The 12193-nt window shown below is 40.1% G+C and carries 15 protein-coding genes; all 15 read left to right on the forward strand.

What is annotated here, in order from left to right:
• Window positions 1–51 precede the first annotated feature (51 nt).
• The 15 genes from J2T16_RS12410 (at window position 52) to J2T16_RS12480 (ending at window position 12047) form a co-directional block, all read left to right on the forward strand.
• Window positions 52–867, forward strand: a complete 816-nt coding sequence (locus tag J2T16_RS12410) for a carbohydrate ABC transporter permease (protein WP_090922663.1) — start codon at window positions 52–54, stop codon at window positions 865–867.
• Between the two features lie 163 nt (window positions 868–1030).
• Entirely contained in the window at window positions 1031–2248 is a 1218-nt protein-coding gene (locus J2T16_RS12415; RefSeq protein ID WP_090922661.1) for an MFS transporter, read from the forward strand.
• 506 nt (window positions 2249–2754) lie between these two features.
• A complete protein-coding gene (locus tag J2T16_RS12420) occupies window positions 2755–3381 on the forward strand; it encodes a cell wall hydrolase (protein WP_154888672.1) in 627 nt (208 codons plus the stop codon).
• Window positions 3382–3692: 311 nt separating this feature from the next.
• Entirely contained in the window at window positions 3693–3791 is a 99-nt protein-coding gene (locus tag J2T16_RS12425) for a hypothetical protein (protein WP_491630686.1), read from the forward strand.
• Entirely contained in the window at window positions 3769–4647 is an 879-nt protein-coding gene (locus J2T16_RS12430) for a prohibitin family protein (RefSeq protein WP_336120308.1), read from the forward strand. Before J2T16_RS12425 ends, J2T16_RS12430 begins: the two co-directional genes overlap by 23 nt.
• 175 nt (window positions 4648–4822) lie before the next feature.
• Complete coding sequence (locus J2T16_RS12435) at window positions 4823–5110, forward strand: DUF3139 domain-containing protein (protein WP_336122707.1); 288 nt, start codon at window positions 4823–4825, stop codon at window positions 5108–5110.
• A gap of 178 nt (window positions 5111–5288) precedes the next feature.
• Complete coding sequence (gene yaaA / locus J2T16_RS12440; RefSeq protein WP_336120307.1) at window positions 5289–6041, forward strand: peroxide stress protein YaaA; 753 nt, start codon at window positions 5289–5291, stop codon at window positions 6039–6041.
• 264 nt (window positions 6042–6305) lie between these two features.
• Entirely contained in the window at window positions 6306–6794 is a 489-nt protein-coding gene (locus J2T16_RS12445; RefSeq protein ID WP_336120306.1) for a hypothetical protein, read from the forward strand.
• 300 nt (window positions 6795–7094) lie between these two features.
• On the forward strand, window positions 7095–8225 hold the full coding sequence (locus J2T16_RS12450; protein ID WP_336120305.1) for a WXG100 family type VII secretion target: 1131 nt from the start codon (window positions 7095–7097) through the stop codon (window positions 8223–8225).
• A 20-nt stretch (window positions 8226–8245) separates the two neighbouring features.
• Window positions 8246–8590, forward strand: a complete 345-nt coding sequence (locus tag J2T16_RS12455) for a hypothetical protein (protein WP_154983734.1) — start codon at window positions 8246–8248, stop codon at window positions 8588–8590.
• 131 nt (window positions 8591–8721) lie between these two features.
• Window positions 8722–8997: a hypothetical protein gene (locus J2T16_RS12460; protein ID WP_336120304.1), complete on the forward strand. Its 276-nt coding sequence runs from the start codon at window positions 8722–8724 to the stop codon at window positions 8995–8997.
• Between the two features lie 289 nt (window positions 8998–9286).
• Entirely contained in the window at window positions 9287–9766 is a 480-nt protein-coding gene (locus tag J2T16_RS12465; protein WP_499018402.1) for a hypothetical protein, read from the forward strand.
• Window positions 9767–10173: 407 nt separating this feature from the next.
• The gene (locus J2T16_RS12470) at window positions 10174–10611 is read left to right on the forward strand and encodes a hypothetical protein (RefSeq protein WP_499018403.1); all 438 of its coding nucleotides are present in this window, start codon (window positions 10174–10176) and stop codon (window positions 10609–10611) included.
• 143 nt (window positions 10612–10754) lie between these two features.
• Entirely contained in the window at window positions 10755–11354 is a 600-nt protein-coding gene (locus J2T16_RS12475; RefSeq protein ID WP_499018405.1) for a pentapeptide repeat-containing protein, read from the forward strand.
• Window positions 11355–11579: 225 nt separating this feature from the next.
• Complete coding sequence (locus tag J2T16_RS12480) at window positions 11580–12047, forward strand: DUF6985 domain-containing protein (RefSeq protein WP_499018406.1); 468 nt, start codon at window positions 11580–11582, stop codon at window positions 12045–12047.
• Window positions 12048–12193: the final 146 nt, after the last annotated feature.

Below are 12193 nucleotides of genomic sequence, written 5' to 3' on the forward strand. Positions count from 1 at the left end.
TGTAGAGATTAATTTTAGGTGTGAGGTTGAGAGGAAGGAGGGATTTTTTATATGGTTTTAAAATGGTTCAATCGACTGATTCTGTTTGTGTACGCACTGCTGATCCTTGTGCCGTTGTATTTTGTATTTGTATCTTCGTTCAAAACAAGCAGTAACTTCTTCACCAGCCCCTTCAGCTGGCCGGAGCCGTTTACGTGGGATAATGTGACGGGTTTGTTCCGTAATCAGCCGATGTGGCAGTACTTCGGGAACAGTATGATTGTGACGCTCGGCACAGTTGCGATTGAACTGTTGCTGAGTAGCATGATTGCGTACGCCATTGTACGCTGGGGTGGCAGTGTAGGCAAAATAGTGTTTGCACTCTTTGTTGCAGGTTTGATCGTGCCGTCTCAGGTCAGCATGTTACCGATCTATTCCCTCACACGTACACTTGGATGGTCGGATAGTCTGACGGGTTTGATTATCGTATCGGCGGCCATGCTGATGCCCGTTTCTGTGTTCATGCTGACGGGTTTTATGCGTATGTTGAATTCGGAAATTTTGGAAGCAGGTAGTATGGATGGCGCAAACGAGTGGAGACTCTTCACCCGAATTGCTCTGCCACTCGCAGCACCTTCACTGGCGGCAACGGCAACGTTCCTGCTGGTGATGGTCTGGAATGACTTGCTCATTCCGATGCTTATGCTTACCAGCAAGTCCAAACTGACCTTGCCACTTGCCCTGATGCAATTCCGCGGGGAGTACGTGACGAATTATCCGATGATGCTGACTGGCGTTCTTGTGACAGCGATCCCGATGATTGTGCTGTTCTTGCTACTTCAGCGTTATTTCGTCGCAGGTCTGACCGCTGGTTCCCTTAAAGGTTGAGGGTCGAGAAGAAGACTGAGAGATCCTTTACAAAATCGAGTTCGTTGTATATTCGTTGTAAATTGGCGTCACGTCGTATTTTGCATTGATTTCTGGTTCATTCTGCATAATAATGGTTTAGTGTCAGGATGACTACATAGAGATCAAGGGAGCTATTAATCTGATGAGTAAATTGGAAGTGTTGCGGAATCCCAAGCAGCGCAAGCTGCTGTTCAGTGCCGGCATGAGTTGGCTGTTTGATGCGATGGAGGTCGGCATGATCTCCTTTATCGTAGCTGCACTCGCGAAGGAGTGGAGTCTTAGTCCCGGACAAGTTGGGGTGCTTACAAGTATCAACTCTATCGGTATGGCGCTAGGTGCCTTGCTTGCAGGTGCACTCGCAGACCGTTTTGGACGAAAAGCGATTCTGATGTGGACGTTGCTGATCTTCACGATTGCAAGCGGTCTATCAGCACTCGCTACTGGTTTTGCAGTCTTGTGTGCACTACGTCTCGTTGCAGGGATCGGTCTTGGCGGCGAGCTGCCCGTAGCATCTACGCTGGTATCGGAATCGATGCCTACAGCGGAACGTGGACGTGCGGTTGTGTTGTTGGAAAGCTTCTGGGCAGGGGGCTGGATTGTATCGGCGCTGATTGCCAATTTTGTAATCCCTGAGTATGGGTGGAGAATTGCATTTGCCATTGGAGCTCTTCCGGCGTTCTACGCGCTGTATTTACGCCGTGCTATCCAAGATCCTCCGCGGTACAAGAATCACACGAAATTGCACAAAATTACATTCCGCGAGAAGGTTGCCACGGTGTGGTCCGCACCGCATCGCCGCACCACATTAATGCTATGGATTTTGTGGTTTACCGTTATTTTCTCGTATTATGGCATGTTCTTGTGGTTGCCTTCGGTTGTGATGGCGAAAGGCTTTACGTTGGTCAAAAGTTTTCAGTACGTGTTGATCATGACGATCGCACAGTTGCCAGGTTACTTCACTGCTGCGTATTTCATTGAACGGTTTGGTCGGAAGTTTGTACTTGTCGTGTACCTTACTTTGACTGCGTTCAGTGCGATTGCCTTTGGACTGGCTACAACCGAAGCGACCATTTTGGCCGCCGGAATCTGCTTATCGTTCTTCAACCTGGGAGCTTGGGGCGGATTGTACGCTTACAGTCCAGAATTGTATCCAACATCCGTGCGTTCCACAGGCGTTGGACTGGCTACATCGGTAGGCCGGATCGGGGGCGTACTTGCACCATTTATGGTAGGTATGCTTGTTCAGAAGGCAGTTCCAATCAGCCTGATTTTCACCATTTTCTTCGTGACAATTCTCATTGGAGCAGCTGCTGTGCTGTTCTGGGGCCGGGAAACGAAAGGGCAGGAACTCGCCGAGTAATGTTCAGAAAATTTTAGCGCAACTTTTGTGCGGGTCTGTTTGCCTACGGAAGTGGATGCTCAATTAGCGGTAAAAGGTTGATATAAGAAGAGGTATGACCCTGATACGACCATGGGCTCATGCCTCTTTTTGATCTGTGCAGGACTCATTTTTTCATGCTCCATCGGTCCGATAGACGGGCAATTTTTGATATCCTATAATGACACTCGGGATGTCCATCCGAGAGGATTCAGGGGGAAGCCGTATAACTGGATTCAGAAAAATGGAGGGTTAAGGAAATGACGAATAAGAAGAATACAATGAGCGAAATGCATATGACGAGTGAACAGAATAGCGTGTACGAAATGGTGCGAGTTGATGAAGAGGTAGGGATGAATATCATATATGGGTATTCTGATCCGAATGATCTGCGCACGAGTGCAGACGATATGAAACCTATTACCGTGAGTCGTAAAGTCACCCATCGCAGGGGTAGAAAGACGAACAAAAGAGCAGGCCGAGTCAGTATGCTTCTTGGGGCCTGTGCAATGACGCTTGGACTTACCGTTGCTGCCCCTTCCGCTGGAGCACAGAAGCTGGAGCAGGGCATTCGCAGTGAGCATGTGGTGCAATTGCAGGAGCAACTGAGCGAGCTCGGGTATTTTGATGCTGGAGTAACAGGTTATTACGGTTCGATCACTCAGAGCGCAGTTCGCGATTTCCAGCAAGCACAGGGATTAAGTGCCGATGGTGTAGCAGGTCCGGTGACGCTGAACAGGCTGAACCAAAAGGTCAAAGCCGAAGGAGAAACACTGCGTCAACTGGCGAAGCTGATCCATGGGGAAGCACGCGGAGAATCTTTTGAAGGACAGGTAGCAGTAGGGGCAGTTGTCTTAAACCGGGTGCAATCGGGGGAGTTTCCGTCATCCATCTCCGAAGTCATTTTCCAGAAAGGTCAGTTCACAGCTGTAGACGATGGTCAATTTAATCTGAAGCCAACCGCAACCTCGTTCAAGGCTGCCCGTCAAGCTCTCAATGGTGCCGACCCAACGCATGGAGCGCTATTTTATTACAATCCGAAAATTGCCACGTCTGAGTGGAGCAAGAGCAGACCGACATTACTGACGATTGGGCAGCATGATTTTACGAGATAAGTGTAAGTTGAGATATGTAATGTAACACTGCTAAAAATAATAGTAATGATGAACCCCGGCCGTGCGCTGCTGAATGCAGATGTGCTACCGGGGTTTATTTTATATTTAGGCTATGCGGGACATACATATAAGTGGTACTGGAAATCCATGAAACCAAATATTAATTTACAAAGTATATATAAAGAAGGGTGTAATTAGTTATTAATTATAAATTTTTGCTTTGGTTTACATCCATAGAAGGGAGGACGAATATGCCATTTATTGGGGGAATCATTATAATCTTTATCCTTGCATTTATTCTATGGTCATTAATGTTCCCGCTATTCAATAAAATAGGTAGTAGAATTCTGAAGAAATACAATAAATTCAAACAAGAGGAGAACGGTAATGAAAAATTCAAAGACGTTTAGGGTAGGAGCAATTACGGTTGCGTTGGTTATTATCTTGGGAGTCGTACTGATGACCTTCTTTTTAACACGAATTCCGAATGGCTATGTCGGGGTTGTCTATTCACCCAATGGAGGGGTAAAAGATAGTACACTGAGTCAAGGGTGGAAGCTCGTTGGAGCGTTTGATAAAGTAACGAAGTATCCGATCCGAATTCAAACGGTTGAATACAGAGATATTCAGATTGCTACCTCTGATGGAAAGAACATCACCATCGATTTTGCTTATAACTATCAAGTCGAACCAAGTAAGGTATCTTCTATCTTTAATACATTTGGGCCAATTAGCATTCAAGAAATCGAGGATACATATCTCAAAACACGTTTCCGTGACGCAGCCCGTAAAGGGATCTCCAAGTTTACAGTCATTGATGTTTATGGCGAAAAGTCATCTGAAGCAGGTGTAGACGTGCAACAACGTTTCTCTGATGATGTTAAGGAGTTAGGCTTTATTGTATCTAACGTTACTGTAGGTGTTCCTCAACCTGATGCAAAGACTCAGGAAGCAATCGATAAGCGTGTCGAAGCTTCTCAAGAACTGGAACGTAAAACGACTGAGCTTGAGATCGCCAAGAAAGAAGCAGATCGCAAGCGCGTGGAAGCGCAAGGTAATGCAGACAAACTGTTGATCGAAGCAGAAGGTCAAGCCAAAGCCAATAAAGAGCTACAACAATCCTTATCCAGTCAACTCGTTGAATATGAAACCATCAAGAAATGGGATGGAGCTCTTCCATATGTAAGTGGATCAAATACACCAATGATTCAATTGCCGACGACCAAAACAGAGCAAAATAGCAGCACGGGTAGCCTGTCTCCCTAATTAGCGGTTTTGAAATGCAGACCTTGCTTTTTCAACAATTGAAGATGTTGAATTCTAATGAACAAGCCGGTCCAATATGGGGCTGCCTTGTTCATTTTTGAGCTTTTTCATAGGTATATAAGCCGTGTTCATCACACATCTTATATTGTTATAATGTAAATGGTAGGTGAGTAAAATGAAGTTCTTAAAAGGATCAATCATTTTTATAATATTAGCGGGCGTAGTTTCAATTATATGGTATGGTTCCTATGAAAATGATATGAAGAAACTAGAAGACGGCTTAAGAACGTATTTAACTGTTGAGAAAGGATTAAATGAAAACGATATTATAAGCATCACAGCTCGTCGTAGTAAAATGCCGAAGTATCCTGTAGTAGTGAAATTAAAAGATGATCCACAGGAGTATGTCTACTCTTATAGAGGAGAGCAATGGGTGCAATTAACACCTGACCCACATTCGTGAAAAATTATATTTTATGAATTCTGATAAACAAGTGAGTCCATTAGTGGAATGCTTGTTTATTTGAGTTTTTCTTAAGAGGTCCTGTAAGAGTTAATATGCCTCACCATTGGATTTACCTATCCAATCCTGTACAATGAATAACGACAAAACAACGGTAGATTAAGGATGGATTCGAACGATGAGGATTATTATATCACCGGCCAAAAAGATGAAGGTTGATACCGATCTGATGGCTAGCGCCGCGATACCGCAATTTATAAATGAATCAGAACAGTTATTAAGTCTGCTTCAAACCTTATCCTATGACGAGCTCAAAGCGCTCTGGAAATGTAACGATGCTATCGCCGAACAGAATGTGCAGCGGATTGAGAACATGAATGTGAAGACAAATCTGACGCCAGCAATCTATTCGTATGAGGGCATCCAGTATCAATATATGGCGCCAGGTGTTTTTCAACATGAGGAACTGGCGTATCTGGAGCAGCATGTACGCATATTATCCGGTTTTTATGGAATGTTACGGCCTTTGGATGGGGTTACCCCTTATCGGTTGGAGATGCAAGGCAAGCTGCAAGGCCCAGGGTTCAAATCGCTCTATCAGTTCTGGGGCAGCAAGCTGGCAGATCAGCTTCAGACGGAAAGTAACTGCATTCTCAATCTGGCTTCTAAAGAGTATAGCAAGAACATCACCCCTTTTCTAAAAGAGGAGACACGCTTTATCACATGTGTATTCGGACAGATGGTCGGTGGGAAGCTGGTTGAAAAGGCAACCCGCGCTAAAATGGCAAGAGGTGAGATGGTGCGATACATGGCAGAGCGTAAGATTACCGATGTGGAAGACATTAAGGGATTTGATCGGTTAGATTTTGTTTTCTCGGAAGAGAAGTCGGATGAAAGCACTTATGTGTTTGTTTATGCAGAGGAAAAGTAGTCATTGGTGTTCTTAGTTATATATAACAGAATAACAATTCGTTTATTGCATCAAAAGTCGCCATATGGCGGCTTTTTTATCTTTCATGCTCTGAAAAGGAAGAGATTACCTTTAATTGAGGACTATTTTACTATTACCTAAATTAAGGGAAATGACGATACTTATAATTCGACCATCTATGTACAGAGGTTTAGGAAAATTGAAATGATATGCACAGAAGGCCCACAAAGAAACAATATTAATGTATAAAAGGAGGATACATTTTTGAAAAAAGTATTGTTTATCGGCATCTTCTTGATCATTGCAACACTAGGTTGGGTATGGTATTCAATGAATGACCTTACGCCGATAGAATCAACTACGCACATTGTTTCGGTTGAACTGGAGGGAACTTCATCCTGTAAGGTAACAGTTAGAGATCTATCAAAGGGGCACAACAGAACGAAGACAGAAACATTTGAAAGTCCATCTTGCAACAAATTAAAAGAGGGAGATGAGATAACCTATCGGTATCTTAACGAGGGAAGGTATCTGTACATCGTTTCGATTAATAAAGTATCGACGAAAGATCCTCTGACAGGAGTGATTACTAAAATGAATGAACATGATGGTTACTATTATGTTAACATTGCATCCGCAGTTTTTGGAAAAGAAACCTTTCCGATTGATAAAAAGGATTGGAAAAAGTTAAATATCAGATCTAATATTACATTCTACTTAGACCATTGGAATAGGACAATTAAAATCCTTTAAATAGATTTTAGTCATAAATTTTTTTATAAGGGAGTTTGGGTTATCAAAAAGAAATGAAATAAGTGTGGAACATAAATGCTTGGTTGGTGTGAACGAGCCTTTTTCAAGTTTCTTTCATGTGGCTCTTTGTCCTCGTCAATTTCATTATGCTTTTTCCCATTAGGATATAGGACCGTAGTATGGAAACATAGCATTCAGAGGGAGGTTTACGAAGATAAATCAGGAGGTTAGACGGATCAAATTGCCATTAAACTTCTGCTAACATAGTTTTATCCTATATTAGATGAGCGGTGAACATGGATGAGCACGATTAAAGTTACTCCTGAGCAGTTACATCACGTATCGAATCAGGTGGATCAGGCGAGACAGCAATTGGAGTACATCCAAGATAATCTCTCCAGGCAGATGATGTTCCTTCAAACCATGTGGATGGGTGTGACACAGGAGCGTTTTTATGATGATTTTGCGCGGTCGCGTCCCGTACTACAGAAAGCACTGGAGAGTATGGTGTATACTTCGAAAGAGTTAGAGGATATTGCGACACGGTTTGAGAATGCAGATGCAGAGAAAGGCAGTCTGGGCGGTATTATTGGTGCTGTTGGTGCGGCAGCAATGATGAAGAGCTCAGTAAGTGATACGGGCTCGGAGGACAAAGGCTATCGGATGGCACAAGTGAATATCTATGGTAGGCTGATGTGGATGCCTGTAAACGAAAATGGTGTCCCCGATCAGGCATCTCTGCAGGCTTATGAGAAGGATCAGGGACATTTGGATATCAATCGGATGCAAGCAGGTCATGCGGAAGAGCCGGGGGAAGATATCAATGCGTTGCAGATTAAAGCTTTTGAAAACAGAATCCATCCCTTCACAGGCGAGCCTGTATCCGATAAGTATGCTCAGATAATGCTGACTTCTCTGAAGTTCAGCCAGATCTTTATGGCTTTCCAGATGGTTCGCGGAAGTATGCCGGGTCGCAAAGGGCCGTTTCGCTTGCCTGCTTCTGATCCGGCTGTGGCAAAGATTAAAAAGAATTTGGAAACGGGTGAAGTTAGAAAAACTAGCAGTACTGAGCGTACTAGTAACGTTAGGACGTTTATTTCAACCGATAAATATGTAGGTGAAACTGCTAATGCTATTGAAGCAAGATATCCTGGTAAAGTGGTAGATGTAAACAAGAAAGTATATAGAGATGATGGAACACCATTGACAGATTATGATATTGAGCTTGATAACGCAATAATTCAAGTTAAACAAGGTGGTGGAAAAGGTGCGACGCGACAAGCAATAAATACTGCCTCAAGTACAAATAAAGAAGTTATTGTATATTTACCTAATCAAATTTCAAATTCTGCTGTTGTAAAAGGGCTTCAAAAAGAAGGGTTCCAAGTGTTTACAAGTGAATCAGACTTAATTAATTATGTGGGTAGGTAATAAAAAGGGGAGAATGCTGTATGCAATGGATAATTCTTATTGGCAATGAAAGTTTCAATCTTAACCGTATTCGTAATCTGAAACATTACGGTGAAAATAAATCTACTAATCTTACTGAGAATAGATTTGTTGTAGATTACGGTTACGATCATGTTTTTTATGAAAGTGCAGCAGATATCATTAATGATTATGAAGAAGATGATATAAAACGAATTCCTTTTTCAAACCCTCAATTTATAATGATGACGTATACGAATGAAAAATTGATGAAACAAATATTGTCCCAAGAGAATTTTCCGCGTGACATTTATATTGATGATGATAATGGGAATATAGTTCCAATAGAAGATTTCATTGTGTCTTAATTATTAATTGGAGTTGACCTTGAAGGGGTGCATCCCTCAAGGTTTTTTTTACTTTAGAAAAAGCATTAATAAACTAAAAGAAGAGTTTCCAGACTACAAATTTAGTGCTGCTTTTGGAGGCGAATAAATGCATGTCAATTAGTGCTGTAATATATGAACCACAAAATGATTTTGAACAGAGTTTCTTTGTCCCAATTGCTACGGAATCGTTTTTTAAAGAACGTTGGCAACCTGCGATTGAGGAACTAGGGTTACAATGGATAGACCTCTTCTCATCAGGTGTTGATGTAGAGGAGGAAGATGTACCGTCAATTATTGAGGAACTAATTCAAATCAAAGATTGGGCCGTAAAAAATTTAGCAGAGGAACAAAGGGATAAAATGATCGAAAGAATAACGAGTCTATAAAATAAATTGCCACTAGCATTTCAGCGCAAAGATGCTGTTGTTTTTATAGGATAGATCGAATATTAGTCATGTTAAAATTTGATGGATTTACCCTGTGCAGAGTGAATCCATCATTCAATCAATACATAAGATTCGTATAAAGATTTCTTCAATGGGGTGGAACAGGAGGGGATACGTTGACTGCTCAAATGGATGAAAATTTTTTCGACGAATTTATCTAAAGCCGTTGCTTCTAAGGATTTTAATAAACATTTTGATAAAGATATCGAATACTAATGAGGTGAAAGAAATGTATCTTGAGAATGCAAAATTAAAAATAAATAATATACATTGGGATAAGATAGGAACAACTGTGAATGATGAAGATTCTAAATTGGGTTATGAGTTTTTAAGAAGATTAGCTATTTTTTTTAAAGAGGAACAGCTAAAACCCCTACCACCAGCTTTTACGAATATAGCAAAATTGCTGGGTGACGTTGAGGATGAAATAGAGATTTCAATGTATTGTAGTCCAGAAGCAGTAAAGTTTTTAAATAAAAATTTGTATGTAAAAAGAATATTTGAGTATTATTTACAGCTGGCTAAGTATGCAGACAAATCACCAATTGTCCATAAATACTTGAATATTTATGAACTTTTAATAAGAGTTTTTGAAAGAGGAGGCTCATTTTCTATTAAACCGCTTGCATTAGATATAACAAATGTTGCTCATTTTCCTTTGAATGTTAGGTTTTTGGAAAAAGAACCGATTGACATTAAAGACCTTTAATCTTGGAATAACGAAAAATTCAAATAATAGGCAATGAAGCATATTTAAATTTACTACGTACTGGACAAGTTCCAATGAATGATTTAAATATTTCAACGCTCCAGCAAGACAGCGGCAAGTTGTGGGGAGTCTATAGCACACATATGGCTGACTAATCAACGCATTGATTATGAAAATTTATCAAACCAGGAGTTACAGTGATTGAAGCGTTGTCTGTGATTAAAGCAAACCGTCCTGATTGGTATAAGACGTATTCAGAATTGTATTATCAATCATAGGTTAAAGACAGCCCTAAAGACCATCCTTTAGGGTTTCTTTGTTGTGAAGCTAACCGATGGTGTCTCAGTTTTTTTTAAAATGTAGGAGTTCAACCTGGTAGTTTCAAAGATTAGGAAGGAGTACTTACTGTGTTGAAAATAAAAAATGTAAAGCAGTCAGATGCAGGATTTTATACGGAATCTACTTATACCCCATCTGTACAAACATATAATATATTGACAGAACATATGTCAGATGATTGTATTCCAATTCAAATTGAATGTGGTGGATGTATTTGGTTGGATAATGAAGGGGCTCTTAGAGAAATTGAATTTATTTATCCCAAGACAGTTCAGAGTCCTTTACTTCACATTGTGGAACGAAGTATTATGGGGACTCCGCATTTTGAAGTAACAGACCCCATATATGAAAGTCCATTCATTCAGGTTTTTGAAGGTGGTTTTGTAATTTGGCTAAAAGAAGTAACCCATATTGAATTGGGTATATCAGATGGAGAAATTATATATTTTATTTCTAACAACGAACTATGTGGAATATTAGCAACAAAGACAGTAATAAATGAGTGAAATTTTAACCTTTACAAGCATAGAGTGAGACGTGAAAAGTTTTCATATCCAAGAGGACCTGAGCATATTGAACAACTGAAGAAAGCAATTGATAAAGAAGGAATAGCAGATAGAATATTATGGTTCCCCTAAGGAGTGGAAAAATGGAAGGAAAAGATATTATTAATATGTTTGCTTTGCATAAAAAGTGGGTTGAGACAATTGGTGAGGAAGGTGAACAGTTAAAGTTAGATGAAGTTGATTTAAGAGTTTTTGACTTATCCGATGTATTACTTGAACAATCCTATTTAATAGATTGCACTTTTGATGATCTCAAACTGGAAAATGTTGATTTTCATTCATCATTATTAGCCTCATCAACGTTTATCAATGCATCTTTAGATCGATGTGATTTTTATAAATCAGATCTCAGGTATACGGATTTTTCCAACTGCATCATTAGAAATAGTAGCTTTAGTAAAGCTGATTGTTGGGAAGCAGCATTTAATAACGCATGTTTAGTCGATTGTAATCTGATTAATGTATCTTTTCATTTAACCGATTTTAGAAATGCAAGACTAGAAAATGTAGATATAAGTGTATCGACATTTAAAGATACGTTGTTAAACAAAGTAACACTAAAGAGTATTAAAGGGATAGAGGAAGCTTTTTTTCAGAGTATAAATATTGGCACACCGGAAAAACCAGTGTTGTTAGAAAAAGAAGAAGCTAGGAAATGGTTTTTAGAAAAGTGTGAACCCTAATATTTGTTTCACTACATCAGACAGGTTGATCTTAGTTGGGTACTACAATGATTGACCTGTTTGGGTTATCTTCGTTTTCTGCCTGCCAGGTTTGTAGATAACAAAGAAGGGGATGCTGCAATACAATATTACAGTGAGAACAATTTGCTAACTTCTCTGAGAATAAAATTGTCTGGCGTGTGAACCTAGAGGACTTGCAAAAAAATAGTTGAGGAAGATCTTATAATGAAAATTAATGATTCAGTTTTCGGCGAGCTCGAATATGATTATGTTTGGACTAAGGATACGACTATTCAATTTTTTGAAAATGAAAACAAAATATCACCCATGATTGATGGAGATGAGGACGGTATATTTGATGAAGAACAGTACCTGGCATATCAGGCATTAATGAAAAATTGGAATGATTTGCAGCAAAATTTCTTACAAACACTCTTAGAGTATTATCAACAAAGGCGATATGAACTGGGTTATGATATCATTTTTAATGAGAACTATCCCTTAGTTGAAACAACGGGTCATATTCTGGAGATGATTGAGTTAGATGGCATTGTGGTTCCCTACGGAGATATAAGGGAAGGCCGAGATATTGGAGTACTATTTAATTGCTCATGGGATAAGGAAAATGGAGTGGGACTTCGTTTATTGGATGAAGAAGTGATTGAGGTAGGATACCAGGATATCGTAATTTAATTTTGCTCAAGCTTGCGAACAACTACAAAAGATCAGGTCGTCCGTGAAACATAAATCAGGAGGCGATACATATTGGCTTCATTCGTTTTGTTACTTAAGGAAATGGAAGATGAGAAAAGGTTATTTATAATTTGGACCAAATGAAA

This window comes from Paenibacillus intestini (genome assembly GCF_030803945.1).
Classification (GTDB): domain Bacteria; phylum Bacillota; class Bacilli; order Paenibacillales; family Paenibacillaceae; genus Paenibacillus; species Paenibacillus polysaccharolyticus.